At 43.6% G+C, this 17,894-nt stretch carries 11 protein-coding genes; 10 read left to right on the forward strand and 1 reads right to left on the reverse strand.

Features of this window, described 5'->3' with window-relative positions; genetic code table 11:
• Positions 1-33: 33 nt before the first annotated feature.
• The 10 genes from FUT79_RS08480 (at position 34) to FUT79_RS08525 (ending at position 15,890) form a co-directional block, all read left to right on the forward strand.
• Positions 34-276, forward strand: a complete 243-nt coding sequence (locus FUT79_RS08480; RefSeq protein WP_148883945.1) for a hypothetical protein — start codon at positions 34-36, stop codon at positions 274-276.
• Positions 277-390: 114 nt separating this feature from the next.
• Entirely contained in the window at positions 391-1,533 is a 1,143-nt protein-coding gene (locus FUT79_RS08485) for an N-acetylneuraminate synthase family protein (protein ID WP_024752406.1), read from the forward strand.
• A 30-nt stretch (positions 1,534-1,563) separates the two neighbouring features.
• Entirely contained in the window at positions 1,564-1,983 is a 420-nt protein-coding gene (locus tag FUT79_RS08490; protein ID WP_002700544.1) for a J domain-containing protein, read from the forward strand.
• 1 nt (position 1,984) lies between these two features.
• Entirely contained in the window at positions 1,985-3,937 is a 1,953-nt protein-coding gene (locus tag FUT79_RS08495) for a hypothetical protein (RefSeq protein WP_024752405.1), read from the forward strand.
• A complete protein-coding gene (gene dinB, locus FUT79_RS08500) occupies positions 3,934-5,121 on the forward strand; it encodes a DNA polymerase IV (protein ID WP_002700547.1) in 1,188 nt (395 codons plus the stop codon). Before FUT79_RS08495 ends, dinB begins: the two co-directional genes overlap by 4 nt.
• A 174-nt stretch (positions 5,122-5,295) precedes the next feature.
• Entirely contained in the window at positions 5,296-10,845 is a 5,550-nt protein-coding gene (locus tag FUT79_RS08505; protein WP_148889518.1) for an alpha-2-macroglobulin family protein, read from the forward strand.
• Between the two features lie 16 nt (positions 10,846-10,861).
• Positions 10,862-13,195, forward strand: a complete 2,334-nt coding sequence (gene pbpC, locus FUT79_RS08510; protein ID WP_148889520.1) for a penicillin-binding protein 1C — start codon at positions 10,862-10,864, stop codon at positions 13,193-13,195.
• Positions 13,196-13,661: 466 nt separating this feature from the next.
• A complete protein-coding gene (locus tag FUT79_RS08515) occupies positions 13,662-14,426 on the forward strand; it encodes a ParA family protein (RefSeq protein ID WP_002700565.1) in 765 nt (254 codons plus the stop codon).
• The gene (locus FUT79_RS08520; RefSeq protein ID WP_024752402.1) at positions 14,410-15,321 is read left to right on the forward strand and encodes a ParB/RepB/Spo0J family partition protein; all 912 of its coding nucleotides are present in this window, start codon (positions 14,410-14,412) and stop codon (positions 15,319-15,321) included. The genes FUT79_RS08515 and FUT79_RS08520 overlap by 17 nt, the downstream gene beginning before the upstream one ends.
• A 128-nt stretch (positions 15,322-15,449) precedes the next feature.
• The gene (locus FUT79_RS08525; RefSeq protein ID WP_002700570.1) at positions 15,450-15,890 is read left to right on the forward strand and encodes a Fur family transcriptional regulator; all 441 of its coding nucleotides are present in this window, start codon (positions 15,450-15,452) and stop codon (positions 15,888-15,890) included.
• A gap of 606 nt (positions 15,891-16,496) precedes the next feature.
• On the opposite strand, the gene gap is transcribed toward FUT79_RS08525, so the two are convergent.
• Positions 16,497-17,549, reverse strand: a complete 1,053-nt coding sequence (gap, locus tag FUT79_RS08530) for a type I glyceraldehyde-3-phosphate dehydrogenase (RefSeq protein WP_024752401.1) — start codon at positions 17,547-17,549, stop codon at positions 16,497-16,499.
• Positions 17,550-17,894: the final 345 nt, after the last annotated feature.

Below are 17,894 nucleotides of genomic sequence, written 5' to 3' on the forward strand. Positions count from 1 at the left end.
CAATACGGAGAAAAAATTTGGCGGTATCTCGGCATGACAGTGCGTTATCAGGGCGTGCCCCTCCGTGCGGCGTTTTTACTTTTCTGGGTAACGCCGCACGGAGGGGCGGGCTTTCCGCAACTTCGGCTATCGCCTCCGACCAAAATTGCGGCTATTTTGGCGCCGCAATTTTGTTTAGCCGCCGGTTTTGAAAAACACGGCGACTATTGCTCCAATCCCTCACGCGGCAGGTGTATTCTGCGCAAAACGATTGTTTTAAAGCACGACCGTTTGTAAAGCTTAAACCGCAACGCCCATGAATGTATGATTTTTATTCTTGGGGCTCTTGTCGAGGGCAAGCTCTACCCTAACCTATACAAAACCGCTTGTATGCCGTATAATGAAGAACATATGAATTCTTTTATGTGCGGAAACAGGGTGTTTTCTTCAAATTCCGTGTTGATTATTGCGGAAATCGGAACGGGGCATGAAGGCAGTATTGAAAGGGCAAAAAAGCTTATTGATGCGGCGGTGCAAAGCGGTGCAGATGCGGTAAAATTCCAGATTGTATATGCGGATGAAATACTGCATCCTGACTCGGGGTTTGTGGATTTACCGTCGGGGAGGATCCCTCTATACGATAAATTTACGGAACTTGAAGTTCCCCTCTCTTTTTATGAAGAATGCTTTTCCTATACTAGAAGCAAAGGAGCTCTTTTCGGTGCATCTCCTTTTGGATTTAAATCTTTAAATGAGCTTATTTCTCTTAAGCCGGATTTTATTAAAATAGCATCCCCCGAATTAAATTATCTGCAGCTTTTAGAAAGGGCGGCAAAATCCGGTTTCCCGATTATTCTTTCAAGCGGCGTGTCTTTGCTGCGGGATATCGAAGCGGCAATGCAAACGGTTGATTCCTTTGCGACCGATCCTTGCAAAAGGGCATTGCTGCACTGTGTAACCTCGTATCCTGCACCAGAAAGCGAGTATAATCTTTCGCTTGTGAAAAATCTTTCGGCAATTTTCGGTGTGCCGACAGGCTTAAGCGATCATTCCCTTGACCCTGTTTTGGTTCCGACTCTTTCCGTTGCGCACGGTGCTTGTATCATCGAAAAGCATATTTGCCTTTCACGAGCGGAAGGCGGGCTTGATGATAAAATCGCTTTGGAACCTGCAATGTTTGCGGAGATGGTACAGGCAGTAAGACAATGCGAAAAACGTACAAACGATGCGTGCTATACGTTTCTTATTGAAAAAGGCTATGATAAGACTCGGTTGAAAGAGATTGCCGGTAGCGGAATAAAAAAACTTGCGCAATCAGAGGCTGCAAACTACGGCAGAACAAATCGTTCTTTGCATTATTATCGCGACCTGCCCGCCGGCAGCACTATTACCTCAAATGATATGGGAATTCTCAGAACGGAAAAAACCTTATCTGTCGGAGAAAGTCCGAAATTTTACGAGCTTTTTATAAACAGTATTTTGCAACGAGATGTGCATGCCGGAGACGGAGCGGTTTTTTCGGATATTATTCGGAAAACAGACGATACGGAATAAAAGCGTTGACGATTAAAGAAGGTGAAATAGATGAATACTTATTATGAAAAACTTGGCGATATATTACGAGACAGACTTGATTCCGATGAAGATCCCTTTTATCAATGGGATAACAATAGAAACGGAAAATACAGAACCGCCGCAGGGACGATGGAGCGTCGCCCGCCTCCTAAAACCGATTATACAAAAGAAAAGGCTGAGCCTATTCGCATACCCGTGCCGCCGGAACTTGTCGAAGATTTTGCCGTGCTTGGAATACCGTCGGGTATGCCGCTCGCCGACTGCAAACAGTCGTGGAAACGTTTGGTAAAAAGATATCATCCCGATACAATTACTGAAGTGGAAAAGCAGGGCGAAGCTGCGGCAATAATCCGCAGAATAAACAGATCCTATAAACGAATTGAGAAGTGGTTTGAAACAGGCCGAATCCCTGAAGATAAAGAACTGTAAAATGAGACAAACAAAGTTTTTTTTCACTTGTCTTTTTATGTTTTTTTTTCACACAGCCTTTTTTGCGATAGAAAATACTATTCTTTATTTTGGACCGAAAACCGAAAATGCGATCGTTTTTACCGCATCGTTGGGAACGAATAATACGGAAACATCCGCGGTAAAACAACTCTATACGCTTTCGCAGCAATTTGAAAAAACTCCGCCTTCTCTTTCGGTTATTATTGCCATTACCGCAAATGACCGAAGCCCGCTGCCTGATTTTGTTCCGGTGAATACGCTGGAAGGCACAAAAAGTTTAATCCGGATAATAGCGCGGTATAAAAACCCCGCCGTAATTTTGCTTGACACGGGCACTGTCCGTCCTCAAATTGAAAGTGGCGCAAACGGGATTGTGTGCCCTCCGTGGTTGTTTCAGTCCGTATATACACAACTGGTTCGCTCATCAATTGTTCCGCGATATAAGGATTTTGATACCATTCTTCGCCGTCTTCATTGGCTTATTGATGACCCAAGATTGCAGCTGTATACGGAGAATAATATTCCGGCAATAAAAATTAAAACCGAGGCATCGATTGTTTCCGCCCTAATATCCTTGCCCGAAACGATAAAAGATACTCTTGCCAATGATCGGGATAAACACTATCTGACTCTTTCTTTCGGCAAGCACTGTGTTATTTTTCCGGAAAAACATTTGATTATTCTTATTGCAATTGTTATTGCAGTTTTTCTTTTTATATTTATCATGTTCAGTTTTCTTTCGGAACATAAACACGATCGGCACATCAAAGACTTAATCAGAACCTCATATCTTCCGCTCTATTATTTTTTGGCAAACATGCTCTGCTTTTTTATTGCATTAAAATACACGGAGCTTTTGTTTTATTTTCAATTCGGAGCTAAAAGCGGAATAGAAGCCCTACCCGCTCTGAGTTTCTTTGTTTATTTTTCATCCGCTCTTTTACTCATTGCAATGAATGTTTTTGTGCATAACATCATTCCGATGCCGAGCAGCACTTTTATGTACGGGTATATTGGAAGCTCTTTGAGTTTAATCAATATTTTTATTTTTTCCGCGTTGAATTTTTCACTTTCAATTATATTTTTAGCTTTTTATTTAATTTCTTTTATCAGCTATCGAAATATTCGTATACCGATTCAGGCGGTTTGTTTCCTTCTAATGCTCAGCATGTTTTTTCCATTTATTACATCCGCTTTTCAAAATAGCACAGTGATATGGAAACGCATGGTATTTCACAGTGTATTTTTCTCTTTTGCATTGATTCCGCTCAATCTTTTCGGGATTCGACTGTTTTTTAATTTATATCCGATTGCAATTAGAAAAAAAAGGCTGTTATTTAGAATCTACTTAGCATTAATCGGCGCCGCCGTTTTAGTTTCTTCAACTTTTGTTTTTATTTTTTCTCATAGATTAAAGGCAAATCATGAAAATACAATTATCTGTCAAACGCTTGAAAACGGAGTTCTTACTACCGAACTTAAAACATCGATTCCCTTATCCGAAAAAACTTTTCAGCCGATGACAATTTCCGATGATATAAATCATTTTGTTTCTGTGTCGATTTCTTCTCATAACTATCTTGAAAGGCGGATAAGCACTGTTACCGTTGCTTCTCTTTTGCCTACAGAAGCGGTTGAGCTGAATATTTATTCTGAAGACGGCTTGGCAGTATACGAAGCGGACAGAGCTTTTACGCGTTCAGATAAAGGAGAGACAGCTCGGTTTATTTCCGTTGCTGCTCCTTCAATGCCTTTTGTCGTGCAATTTTCCGGAGATAAGGATATAACAAAAATACGGGTAAGTGTTTCGCTGTGGACTAAAGCCGATCCTTTTCAAACAAAAAAAATGCGCGATTCGATTTTACAAAATGCTCCGTATCTCCTTAAAATTGTGAAAACCGAAGATGCTGTTTTGATAAAGGAACCCACATGACGATACGCCCGCTTTTTTTTCATGTAGACCTTGATGCTTTCTATGCATCGGTTGAGCAGCTTGATAATCCACAGTATCAGGGTTTGCCGGTAATTATCGGCGGACAAAGTAAACGCGGAGTTGTCTCAACCTGCTCATATGAAGCGAGAAAATACGGGGTGCATTCGGCAATGCCCATCATGCAGGCACGTAAACTTTGCCCGAAAGGGATTTTTCTTCCGACTCGTATGAAACGCTATCATGAAGTTTCAAAGGCGGTAATGGCAATTCTCCGCGAGTTCAGTCCTGCCGTGCATCAGATATCGGTTGATGAAGCTTTTTTGGATATGACCGGTACCGAGCGGCTTTTCGGTCCCGCAGAAAATTCCGGAAAGCAGTTAAAAAAAGCTGTAAAAGAAAAAACAGGGTTAAATATTTCAGTCGGTGCCGCCTCAAATAAATATATTGCAAAAATCGCTTCAAATAAATCAAAGCCTGACGGTTTGCTTATTATTCCTTTTGGAGCAGAGGCGGCATTTATGGCAAAACTCAAATTAAAAGATATCTGGGGAATAGGGAGCAAGACAAGACAGCGGCTCGAAGACGCCGGTATTTATACGGTAGAAAAAATTTTAAAAACAGAGCTAAAAACTTTGCAGCGCATTATCGGGAACAGTGCAGGCAGTTTTCTTGCAAAGGCTGTGCGAGGTGATACCGCCCATGTATTTAACGAAGAAGTAAAAAGCAGATCTGTCAGCTCGGAAAGGACCTTTGAAACGGATATTATCGGAATTGAGGCTGCAAGCGATGTTCTTTTTTTTCTTGCTTCCGAAGTTATGTACCGCGTGCTTGACGAAAAAATACAAAGTAAAACGGTTTGCGTAAAAATCCGCTATGCCGACTTTACCACTGTTTCCATTCAAGAAACGGGGTCCCCGATAAACGATGCGGAGGATTTATACTTGCGGGCACGAAGTATTTTTTCAAAAAAATATCTTGCTCAGCAGCCGATACGTTTACTTGGTTTAGGCGTTATGAACGTTTCGGATGCGGTAGAAGAAGGACAACTTTCGTTATTTACCAATGAAGAAGAGGTAAAACATCGAAAGATTGAAGAGGCAATGATGCAAATCAATAAAGCAAAAGGAAAAACCGCCCTTGTACGCGCACGGCTGATAAAAGATAACGACCCTACAAAAGTATAGCGTTTTGTAATCAACTTCCTTGTTGGGTTAATCAAAACATTAACAGGTGTCTTGCAGATTTAACATTGCTATGGTAAATTGCCCACCGTTGCGCCGTGTCGGGCTCTTATTAAATAATTGAAAACCCAATTGCATTCCTTGAATTCCCAAGCTTTCGGGTATATACTGACAGATATGAAAAATTTTCTTAAAAACATATTTTCAGCCGCGTGTATCACTGCGGTGCTTGTAAGCGGGCTTTTGATTGCGTGTTCAAAACAACAGGAGAACTTTACCGCGGACTCTGCGGATGCGATTGCAAGTATGAGCCCCGCACTTATCGGCAGGATGGATCCGATTCTTATTCAGTTTAAAGAAGCGCCGGCTCAAATCGATAAAATCGGAAAAGCGGCCTCATTTACCCCGAGTTTAACCGGAGAATGGAGCGTTGTCGATGCAACAACCGTGCGTTTTATGCCGACCGCACCCTATACGCCCGAAAGTGAAATTTCTTTGCGCCTTGATATGGGCGTTTTGAAGGGACTTTCCGCCAATAAGGAAGGTTTTATGACAACCTTCAGCGTTGCGCCGGCTGCCTTAATTGTAACAGCCGATACGCCGAGCTTTTCGCTGAACAGCTCACAGCTGCTTATTGAAGGCACGGTACAAACGGACATAGACTGTGATGCCGAAACAGTGCAAAAAATGATTCAGGCAAAACTGATTGCAAAAAAAGGAACCAAGGATATTCCGCTTTCCGTTTCGGGCGGAGAGGACAAGCGGCGTTTCAGTTTTGTTATAAATAATATTGAGCGGCTTGATGAAGATCAGCAAATGCACATTGAATGGGACGGCGCCGCCATCGGGGCAAAAACCAAATCCTCAACCTCCTTTATTATTCCTTCAAAAACTCAATTCAGTATTCTCTCTTTTTCTGTATCCGACGATAGTACGGCGGAGGTATGTTTCAGCGACCCGATCGATAAAAGTCAAAATTTAAATGAGTTTATCGGAATTACATCCGCTTCAAACTTTAATTATCGCTGGAATATTGATTCCAATAAACTCATCGTGTACGTTACCGGTATTTCATGGCCCGATGATGCGGTGCTGACAATAGGCAGCGGCATAAAAAGCGTCGACGATAAACTCTTAAAAAAAGAGGCGCAGTTTCAGTTGGGAAGCGGCTGGGATATTCCAAGCATTTCTTTTGCCGATGACGGCGTAATTATTCCTTCAAGCAAGGATGCGCTGGTGGTGGTAAACACCAAAAATATCACCGGAATGCTAATTGAAGCCTTTCAAATATATAATTTTAACATGCTGCAATTTTTACAGGAAAACAGTTTCGACGAGCACAGTTATCTGCGCAACGTCGGAGATCCGGTGTGGAAAAGCAGTATCGATTTTGAGTGGAAGCCCGATATGAAAAACAGGGTGGTAGCCCGCGGCTTTGATATCGGAGATTTGGTGAAGAAATTCCCCGACGGTATGTTTAATCTTCGAATCAGTTTTGCAAAACGCCACAGCATGTATGAGCCCAAGCGTAAAGCGGAAGATTTTTCAAACCTCCCCTTCCCTTCCGATGATATAACGGATAACTCAAGCTATGATTCTTCGTATTGGAAAACTGCCGGGCTTACCTACGAACAGCGCAACGAATTTTGGGAGCAGCGAAAAAATCCCTGTCACCCCGCTTTTTATCTGTATTATAACGATGATATTGTAAAAACAAAAAACATTCTGGTTTCCAATTTAGGGCTGATGGCAAAAAAGGATAGCAAGGATGCCTATCACATCACCGTTACCGACCTTATCGAAGGAAAACCTGTTTCGGGAGCGGCGGTAAAAGCCTATTCCTATTCTCAAAAAGAGCTTGCGCAGGGAAAATCGGATTCTGACGGAAATGTGCGCCTTTCTTCCGAAAAAGAGATTGCCTTTATAACCGCCGAAAAAGGCAGCGACCAAGCATGGCTGAAAGTGAATTACGGCGCACTTTCGATAAGCCATTTTCAGGTAGACGGCGTTGAGGCAAAAGAAGGCGTGAAAGGATTTTTATACGGGGAGCGCGGCGTTTGGCGGCCGGGCGATGCCGTTCACTTAGTGTTTGTCTTGCAGGATTTACAAAAAACCCTGCCGAAGGATTTTCCGGTAACCTTCACCTTGGAAGACCCGATGGGCAAAATTATTGACCGGCAAATTTTTACTCAATCTGTTGACGGGTTTTACCGTATTGACACCAAAACAAGTGCAAGCGATACCACCGGTTCATGGACTGCACGGATAAAAGCGGGAGGAAATACGTGGACAAAATCGCTTAAAATAGAATCAATTGTGCCGAACAGACTTTTTGTACAGCTCAAACCGCGAGGCGATTATCTGGTTTCGGGAGAAAACCATATTAATGTTACGGGAGAGTGGCTACACGGCGCAACGGCGAGTAATTTAAAAACGGAAATTACCGGCAGGTTTGTTGTCAACCCCGATCCTTTCCCCCAATTTCCGCAGTATGTGTTTACCAACAACGAGCGGAAATTCGGCTCGACAAATGAGCAGTTATGGTCAGGCAAACTTGATGAAAACGGCACGGCAACGGCAATACTTCAATTACATACCAAACAAGAGGCGCCGGGCAAACTGAAAGCGATCTTTGAAACCCGCATTTACGAACCTTCGGGTGCATTCTCTATCGAAAATAAAACCTTTGATCTTTCGCCCTACCCGCAATATGTGGGTTTGCGTATTCCGTTGGATAAAGACAATGGCAGAGATTTTCTGCTTACCGATAAAAAGCATTCGGTTGATTTTGTGGTTGTTAATCCCGAAGGTAAATCAATCACTTCGGCAAGCTCCCTCGATATACAAATGTATAAACTTGAATGGCGCTGGTGGTGGGAAAAAGATGCGTACAGCGATGCGGGCTACCGCTCAAACCGCAGCACAAAACTGGTAAAAAGCGGAAAAGTTCCGGTGCAAAACGGCAAGGCTGTCTGGGATTTTGAAATAACGGGAGATGACTGGGGGCGCTATCTAATTGTTGCAAAAGACGCTCAAGGACACAGCACTTCCGATGTTATATACGTTGACACCCCCTGGTGGTCAAGCAGAGGCGGCGACGGCAGTTCGGGGGCAAGCGCCATGCTCATGCTTTCGAGCGGCAAAGAACAGTATCTTTCAAACGAAAGTGCCGAAATCAGCTTTACCTCCGCAGAAGGCGCACAGGCTCTTATTACCGTAGAAAAAAACGGAACGGTTTTAAGTCAGCAATGGATGAAAACCGTAAAGGGAAGCAATAAATTCACACTCCCTTTAAAAAAAGAAATGGCGCCGAACGTATACGTGCACGTGTCTTTGCTGCAGGCATATCAGCAAACAAAAAACAGCTTGCCCATTCGATTATACGGCATTATTCCGATTATGGTGGAAAATCCCGACACGCGTCTTTCGCCCGCTATTCAGGCGGCAAAAGAATTTGAGCCCAATCAAAAAGCAAGCTTCACCATTTCCGAGTCAAAAGGAAAGCCGATGACGGTTACCGTTGCGGTTGTTGATGAGGGATTACTCGGGCTTACCTCATACCGCACGCCGAATCCTTGGAATAGTTTTTATCAAAAAGAAGCTTCCGCCCTCAAATCCTGGGATATTTTTTCATATGTGAGCGGAGCCTTTGGCGGAAAACTTGAAACCCTGCTTGCAATCGGCGGCGGCGACTTTATCGAGCGAAAAGGCGGCAAGGACTCCGAGCGCTTTAAGCCGGTTGTTTTCTTTTTCGGCCCGTACGAATTAAAGGCAAACGAAAAGAAAAACATTGAATTCGATATGCCGCAATATATCGGCTCGGTGCGCATTATGGCGGTTGCCGGCAAAAACGGCGCATACGGCATTGCCGAAAATACGGTAAAAGTAAAAAGCGATTTAATGGTTATGCCCACGCTGCCGCGCACCCTCGGCATCGGCGAGCAAATTGATGTGCCGATTACCGTATTTAACGGCACCGCAAGTCAAAAAGAGGCAACGGTTAGACTGAACACCGAAGGAATTCTGACACTGTCGGAAACAAAAAAACTGAGCGTGCCGTCAAACGGAAACGCAAACGCATTGTTTACAATAAAACCGGAAACAAGCGGCAGCATTACGATAAAAGCGGAAGCCTCGGCGTCGGGCATTGCAAAAAAAGCTCACGCGCAAACAATTATACAAACGCTTTCCCGCGGCTTCCCCTATACGACACAAGAATTAGTCTCGGTGGAGCCGGGCAAAACAGTTACGGTGAACATTGACAGCCCCGGAGAAGCCGGCACCAAAAAACTTTCGGCGGAAATTTCGCAGATGCCCGCGCTCGGACTTGAACGAAGACTTTCCTTCCTTTTGGAATATCCGCACGGCTGCCTTGAGCAAATAACATCGCGGGCATTCCCGCAACTCTATCTTTCCTCAATGCTCCAAATGAGTCAGGAAGAGATACGGAAAACCAAAGACAATGTGCAATCGGTTATTGACCGCTACCCGAATTACCAAATGCGCTCGGGCGGCTTTGCGTATTGGCCGGGCGGCATGAACGAAAGCCTCTGGGCTACAAACTATGCCGGACATTTTATGATTGAGGCAAAACGGCAGGGGTATTATATTGATGATACGATTTATCAACCATGGCTTGAGTATCAGATAGCAAAGGCAAAAAACTGGTCGGTAGGTTATTTGCAAAATCCCGCAGATCAGGCATATCGATTATATACGCTTGCCTTGGCGGGAAAAGCGGATATCGGCGCAATGAACAGGCTGAAAAAAGTCAAGGATCTCAGCGTTTCCGCAAAAACAATGCTCGCCGCCGCCTATGCGCTTTCAGGGCAAGATTCCGCCGCAAAAACGCTTATGCGGGAAGTAGCGCTTGAGCCGAACTCTTACCGAAACAGCGGCGGCTCTTGGGATTCAAGCACCCGCGACACTGCCCTTACAGTGTATACGCTGCGAACAGTAAATGACAACGCCCAAGCACTCAGCTTGGTGCCGAAACTTGCAAAAATTTGCAGCTCAAACAGCTGGCTTTCCACACAGGAGATTGCATGGATTCTTATTTCTATAGCACCCTATTACAGCTATGACAAATCAAAACAGGTTGCATACACAATTAAAACAAACGGGCAAACAGTCAAAGACAGCTTAGAGGCGGCCTCTCGGTTGTACAGTCTGCCTGCGAGCGATAAAAATACGCAAACACTTACGATTCAAAATACCGGTAAAACAATTTTGTATGCCACTATCAGCACGGCAACCTCGGTGCCGCCCGGAGAAGAAAAGGCGGCTCAAAGCGGACTTTCGCTTTGGGTAAGCTATCAAAATAATCAGAAAGAGTTTGTACAGCCGCACGAGCTTAAAAACGGCGACCGTTTTACCGTAGAGGTGCGGGTAAAAAACACCACGGCAAAAGCAGTCGAAAATGTTGCCCTCGTATTGCCGATACCGACCGGCTGGGAATACACCAATAAGCGCCTTGCGGAAAACACCGGCGATGACAAGTCCTCAAAAGAACTGAATTCGCAAAGTGATTATCAGGACATACGCGACACGCATATTTACACTTATTTTGATATGAACCCGAATGAGCTTAAGAGCTTTACCTTTGAAGGAACCGTAACCTACGGAGGAGTGTATTATGTTCCGGCAGCTTATGCGGAAGCAATGTATGATCCCGCGTATCGTGCGGTTGTGCCGGGAGAAAAATTTTCCGCATCGCGGGCTCAATAGGTTTTCCGCATAAACTATGAAGCGGCAGGTTCCTTTTGTACAATACAAAAAGGAACCGCAGCTTGCGGCGTCTTTCCGCTCAATGCTTACCGCCATAAGCATTGCGGGAGCGCTTGCGGGAGCGGCTCTTTTTTTACTTGTCTCAGTCTGCCCGCGTTTTGCGGTGCCCTACTCCTTTACGCTCTACGATAAAAGAGACGCCTTACTCGGCGCCTCCGTTGCGGATGACGGGCAGTGGCGCTTTCCTCCCCCGAAAACAATTCCCGAATCCTATAAAATTGCCTTAATTTTGTATGAGGACAGTTTTTTTTACCTGCATCAGGGATTTGACCCGATTGCAATCGGCAGGGCTTTTTTCAGTAATTTCCGCGCAGGGCGGATTGTTTCGGGCGGCTCAACCATAACAATGCAAACGGTGCGCCTTTCCCAGCAGCAGGCACCGCGCACACTCCCGCAAAAGATAAAAGAGGTTTTTCTCTCCTGCATACTTGAACTTATGTATTCAAAAGAATCGATTCTCTATTTATATGCAGCCCATGCACCCTATGGCGGCAATGTGGTGGGGCTTGAAGCCGCTTCATGGCGGTATTTTGAACGTTCCCCCGAGCAGCTGACATGGGCGGAAGCCTGCACCCTTGCGGTACTGCCGAATCAACCCTCGCTTGTCCGACCGGGCTTGCAAAAAGAAAAACTGAAAGCAAAACGGGACATGCTTTTAAAACGATTGTATCAAAGAAAGTACATCGATTTGCAAACCTATAAGCTTTCGTTGGCGGAGCCGGTGCCGGAAGCACCCCGCCCCTTGCCGCAAGCTGCGCCCCATTACCTGCAATTTATTAAGCAGCAGCAAAAAAACCGAACCGAAAAATACAGCAGCGGAATCGATGCGCATATTCAAACAACCGCCCTTGCCATTACAAGCCGCCACGCGGAAAAACTTGCGGAACAAGGAGTTGCAAACCTCGCAGCCATTATTATCGATAATGCCACAGGACTGCCGATTGCGTATATCGGCAACGCCGCAAGAAATCCTCGGCAAAATGCTGATGTGGACATGATTCAAGCAAGAAGAAGTTCGGGAAGTTTATTAAAACCTTTTTTATTTGCCGGTTTACTTGATGCCGGTATGCTTTTACCCGATCAGCTTATGATAGACCTTCCTACACGCGTGGGAAGTTATATTCCGCAAAATAACAGTAACGCCTACAGCGGGGCTGTTCCCGCAAGCGAAGCGCTTTCAATGTCATTAAACATTCCCTTTGTGCGCGCCTTACAAGCCTATACAATCCCCGCATTTTTGCATTTACTAAAACGCTGCGGCTTTACCACCTTTGACAGAACCGCCGATGAATACGGCCTTCCGCTCATACTCGGAGGCGGAGAGCTCACCCTATACCAAGCAGTGCTGGCATATCGCGCCATGCTTTTACAAAGCATGCACCGCCAACCCGACAAACAGTATCCGCTGTCTTCGGGCGCATGCAGACTTGCATTTGAAGCCCTCATACAAGGAAACCGGCCGGGCGAAGAAGCCCTCTGGCTCTCATACGCCTCATCTCAAAAGATTGCATGGAAAACGGGCACCAGCTTCGGCAATAGAGACGCATGGTCAATCGGCGTAACGCCCTTATTCACTGTCGGCGTTTGGGCGGGAAACGCCACCGGAGAAGGGAACCCCGCAATAAAAAGCGCCGCCGCCGCCGCACCGCTGATGTTTGAACTTTTCAGCATATTGCCGACAAGCAGCTGGGAATCAAAAAATCCCGATGATTTTGAGCGCATACAGGTTTGTGCAAACTCGGGGTATCTTGCCGGCATCTATTGCGAAAAAAAAACGCAAATGCTCAAGCCGAAAGATGCGCAAAGCGGAACTATTTGCCCCTATTGCAGAGCGGTCTCCCTCACCCCCGACGGAGCATATCAGGCGATTGCCGCAGACATTCCCGTCTTACCGAAAATCGAAAACAGATTTGTCCTGCCTGCGGGCATTGCCTACTATTACGCAAAACAGCATAGAACCTACGCCCCCTTGCCGCCATGGCTGCCGAAAAGCGCAGGGAACACCGCACCCGAATTTGACATACTCTTCCCGCAGCCGGCAGCGCAAGTATTTATACCGATAGAAATTGAAGGCTCACTCGGCGCAATGACCGCAGAGGCGGTACATTCAGACCCGAATGCGATTATTTACTGGGACTTAGACGGCACCTACTTGGGAAAAACACAAGCGTATCACCAATGGAACATACAAGCCCCCAAAGGCGAGCACCTCCTCACCCTCACCGACAACCGCGGCAGACAAATCCGCCGCCGCTTCACCGTACTCCCCCGCCACAGAACGCAGCCCTAAATCCTGCGGGATACCCTCTTTCAGTACCTAAATCTTTTTTTTATTTCATTAAAAAGAGCTCGACACGGCGCAAGGGCGAGCAGTTTACCATAGGGCGAAGTTTTGAAAATTTACTGTAACTTCGCCAACGAGTTTAAAAGCTTCAATTTTACAATTTGTGTTGATGCTTTTAAACATCGTTTGAAATTAAGTAAGGGTGGGCAGTTTACCATAGGGGCGCTGAATCCATAAGACATTATGCTTCGATCAGTAAAATGGGAGTTACTTGCAGAATACTGCATTAGTATTACCGCCCGTGCAAAACCAACCTACGAATTTTGAAATTGAGTTATCAAAAAAACGTTGTATCGGTCTTTAATCCCGTTAATGGCAATACGGCTTTCGTTCACACGTTAGGATATTTTTCGTGCGCTTGCCCTGTGAATACCTACTTTTATTTATTTTAAAAATAGGTTATACTTCAGAAATGGGAAAAACCTTAGTTTTTGTAAATCAAAAAGGCGGGGTAGGAAAAACCACATCCGCAGTTAATCTTGGAGCATATCTTGCGTTGGCAGGGAAAAAGACCCTTTTAATTGATTTTGACCCGCAAGGGAATATGTCTTCCGGTGTCGGAATCGCCAATGTCAAGCCTACTATTTATGATTTACTGGCAGAAGCATCTGAAATAAAACAGACGATTCGCCCAACTGCCATTCAAAATCTTTTTGCAATTCCCGCTTCTATTGATTTATCCGGTGCCACTATTGAGCTTGTTGATGAAAATCACCGTGAATACTATCTGAAAAACATTATTGCAAAAATAAAAGATGCTTATGATTATATTCTAATAGATTGTCCTCCTTCGCTAGGAATTTTAACTTTAAACGGTCTTGTTGCGGCAGATGAAGTTTTTATTCCTTTGCAATGCGAATATTTTGCTCTCGAAGGTTTAACCTTACTGTTGCAAACTGTAAAAAGAGTACAGGTAAAACTTAATCCCGATCTTACGATTGGCGGAATATTTTTTACTATGTATGATTCGCGGACAAAACTTGCACAAGAGGTGGTACAGCAGGTTTCAGGTTATTTTAAAGACAGGGTTTTTTCTACAATTATTCCGCGTAATGTTAAATTATCCGAAGCTCCCTCTCACGGATTACCCATTTGTGCCTACGATCCCGGTTGTGCGGGAGCTCGCAGTTATGAAAAATTAGCAAAAGAGGTATTGGAACGTGGCAAAAAAAAGTAAATTGGGAAAAGGCATTGATGCGCTTATGGAAGATCCTTCAGTTATGGCGGATTTTGACGGTAGCACAGGACAATCAGCAGCCGGCGATGAGGTTATAAAACTTGACCCTGAATTGCTAAAACCGAACCCGTTTCAACCTCGAAAAACATTCAATCAGGAAAATTTACGGGAATTGGCGGATTCTATTCGAGAACATGGGATAATTCAGCCTATTATTGCAGGAAAAAATGCCGAGGGAGAGTTTTTTATTATTGCAGGCGAACGCCGTACGCGCGCATCTATTCTTGCAGGTTTAAAAGAAGTCCCTGTTGTTTTGCGTGAATTTGATAATGCACAAAAACTTGAAGTTGCCCTTATAGAAAATATTCAGCGAGAAGACTTAAATCCGATTGAAGAAGCGCTTGCCTATCAGTCTATCATGCAAATGAATCAGATTAATCAGGAAGAAACGGCAAAAAAAATCGGAAAAAGCCGCTCCACTGTTGCAAATGCGTTGCGCTTACTCAAACTCCCTGAAGAAATGCAAAATGCTATTGAAGACGGAAGAATTACCGCAGGACATGCACGGGCGATTCTCTCATTGGTTAACCCCGCCGACATGCAAATACTTTTTAATAGAATTACCTCATCGAATCTTTCTGTTCGCGATGCGGAAAATCAAGCTGCCGTTTTAAACAAGGGAGGTCGAATAGCAAAAAAAGAAACCGCAGATTCTTTTATTGACAGCCCTAAGGAAAGCGGATTTTCAGAAATAAAACACTTGGAACAACAGCTTATTGATGCGCTCGGCACAAAGGTACAGATAAAGGGAGATATTGAAAAAGGAGTTATTTACATATCGTATTTCACTCGCGATGATCTTGACAGCATTTACGAAAAACTGAGTTCCGAGTAAAATATTCCGTAATTGAATAATCAAATTACAAAAGTTTTAAATTCTAACCGCCTTTGAACGGTATTATTTTCTCATCATTGTACGTAAATTCCTTGCGTATTCATACAAGAATCGATATAATTGTGGATATGGAAGGTTCTACACTCTCAAATAAAAAGCTGAGGAAAACAAAGGCGAGAAGAAAAATTCTTTCTTTGTTTATGACAGAAGGTATTATTAAAACAGCCGAAGAAGTATATGCGCTTTGCTCTGCGGAAATGGCAATAAATCTTTCTACCGTGTATCGAACCCTTAATACCTTAGCTGAATCAGGGATTCTTATCAAAAGTATTCGTCAAGACGGTACCGCCTGCTTTCAGCGTCCTTGCACAAACGAGGCGCACCACCATCACTTAGTTTGTGTGGAGTGCAGAACAATGGTAGATATTGACGATTGTCCGATCACTGAAATAGAAAACAAAATAAGCAAAGAAACCGGTTTTTTAATTACCGGACATACGGTGGAATTAAGCGGACTCTGTCCAGATTGCCTACAGCGTAAAAAAAATCAAACGCCGATAACAAAATAAGCTAGACAAATTGCAGCAAACAACGGCGATACCCTGACATCCATATCAAACACTAGTACAGCGTTTTTTTAATACGTCAATTATTTTTTTTAATGCATTTTATACAAATCGTAAAAAATTTTATAAAAAGAGTTCGACACAACGGTTTCATTTTGACGTCCTTGTCAAAATGAAACCTGCGAGTTTTAAAGCTTTACGAATAGTCTTGCTTTAAAACGTCGCTTCTGTTTGGAACCACCGCCGTCCGTGGCGGTTAGTACAGGGATGTTGAATCTGTACGCCGGTATTGATAACGCCTCGGTTAGTACATGGTAACTTAATTACAAAATGTCATAGTAGTTTCCGCAAGACTGTTTAAAAATAAACCTGGATTAAGAGAAAAATTTGAACTGCAACGTGAAGTAGCATGAAACATAATAAAATATACTGTATGAAAAATCAGACGTGTTAAAAAACAGTGAATTATAATAGGAATTATTTATAACGCTTCTATGGTTGTATGATTTACTATACAATAGCAAATATAGATGCTTATCCTGTATCATAAAAAAGCCCTTTACGAGCTTTTACGCGCGCAAAGGGCTTTTAAGAAAAATTATGTAAACTTTACTTCTTGGAAATAAAGTTCAAAAGGTCAATAACTCTGTTTGAATAGCCCCATTCATTATCGTACCACGATACCACCTTGAAGAATCTTTTTTCTCCCGGGAGATTATTCTGCAAGGTTGCTTTACTGTCATATATGGAAGAACGCTTGTCGTGAATAATATCCGTGGAAACAATTTCTTCATCACAGTAGCCAAGTACACCTTTCATATAAGTTTCGGAAGCTTTTTTGAAAGCAGCATCAAGCTCTTCAATCGAAGTATTTTTTTCTGTTCTAAAGGTGAGGTCTACAACCGACCCTGTTGGTGTGGGAACTCTAAAAGACATACCGGTGAGCTTACCCTTTGTGGAGGGAAGAACTTCACCAACCGCCTTTGCAGCTCCGGTTGTAGAGGGGATAATATTGATTGCGGCAGCGCGCCCGCCTCTCCAGTCTTTTTGAGAAACGCCGTCCACTGTTTTTTGTGTTGCGGTATAGGCATGAATGGTGGTCATAAGACCGGTTTCAATACCAAAACCTTCTTTTAAGATAACATGAACTACAGGTGCCAAACAGTTTGTTGTGCAGCTTGCGTTTGAAATTACATTATGCTTTGCAGCATCGTATTCATTTTCATTTACACCCATGACAAAGGTTTTAATTGGCTTATCGGGATTGCTGCTTTTTCCGGGGGCGGTAATAATAACTTTTTTTGCACCGGCATCAATGTGTCCGTATGCTTTTTCATTTGCATAAATACCGGTTGCTTCAATTACTACATCTACACCAAGATCTTTCCACGGAAGTTGCTCGGGGGAAAGCCCTTTTCCGGAAATACACTTGATTTGATGTCCGTTAATAACAAGTACATCGTCTGCAGCGGTTTCAATTTTTGCTTTCATCTTTCCCTGCACCGAATCATATTTCAACTGATACGCAAAATACTTTGCATCGGTGGAAAGGTCAACTACTGCAACAACATCGTATTTGTCTTTTCCAAGCAAATCCTGTTCTACTAAGGCTTGAAAAACCAAGCGACCGATACGACCAAAACCATTGATTGCTATTTTCATACTTTACAATCTCCTTAATCTATAAATATATCTATAATGTATACGAAAACCGCCAAACAGTCAAGAAGAGAAGGATGTACTGTCAAAAAAATGTCTAATTTAGGCATAAAAAGCTTAATAGTTTGTGAGTAATGCCAGAAAAGCATGTAAAAACTTTTGATATCCGTCACCGAGTAAATTGCCCTTACTCGGGTTTTACAGAATCCTTTGTTCAATCGCAGCAGAGTTTGTTTCTGCTGACATTTAAAACGTCTGCTCATTTTATCCGACAATAACGACAGGCGTTTATCAATGCTGCTGTCTTTTTTCCCAGTAGCTCTTTATCAAAACAAGTTCTCTTTTATA

It is taken from the genome of Treponema phagedenis (genome assembly GCF_008153345.1).
Lineage (GTDB): Bacteria > Spirochaetota > Spirochaetia > Treponematales > Treponemataceae > Treponema > Treponema phagedenis.

Bases quoted from the DNA above. Each gene is read 5' to 3' on its own strand.
- FUT79_RS08480 (WP_148883945.1), top strand. From the start codon at position 34: ATGACAGTGCGTTATCAGGGCGTGCCCCTCCGTGCGGCGTTTTTACTT.
- FUT79_RS08485 (WP_024752406.1), top strand. From the start codon at position 391: ATGAATTCTTTTATGTGCGGAAACAGGGTGTTTTCTTCAAATTCCGTG.
- FUT79_RS08490 (WP_002700544.1), top strand. From the start codon at position 1,564: ATGAATACTTATTATGAAAAACTTGGCGATATATTACGAGACAGACTT.
- FUT79_RS08495 (WP_024752405.1), top strand. From the start codon at position 1,985: ATGAGACAAACAAAGTTTTTTTTCACTTGTCTTTTTATGTTTTTTTTT.
- dinB (WP_002700547.1), top strand. From the start codon at position 3,934: ATGACGATACGCCCGCTTTTTTTTCATGTAGACCTTGATGCTTTCTAT.
- FUT79_RS08505 (WP_148889518.1), top strand. From the start codon at position 5,296: ATGAAAAATTTTCTTAAAAACATATTTTCAGCCGCGTGTATCACTGCG.
- pbpC (WP_148889520.1), top strand. From the start codon at position 10,862: ATGAAGCGGCAGGTTCCTTTTGTACAATACAAAAAGGAACCGCAGCTT.
- FUT79_RS08515 (WP_002700565.1), top strand. From the start codon at position 13,662: ATGGGAAAAACCTTAGTTTTTGTAAATCAAAAAGGCGGGGTAGGAAAA.
- FUT79_RS08525 (WP_002700570.1), top strand. From the start codon at position 15,450: ATGGAAGGTTCTACACTCTCAAATAAAAAGCTGAGGAAAACAAAGGCG.
- gap (WP_024752401.1), bottom strand. From the start codon at position 17,549: ATGAAAATAGCAATCAATGGTTTTGGTCGTATCGGTCGCTTGGTTTTT.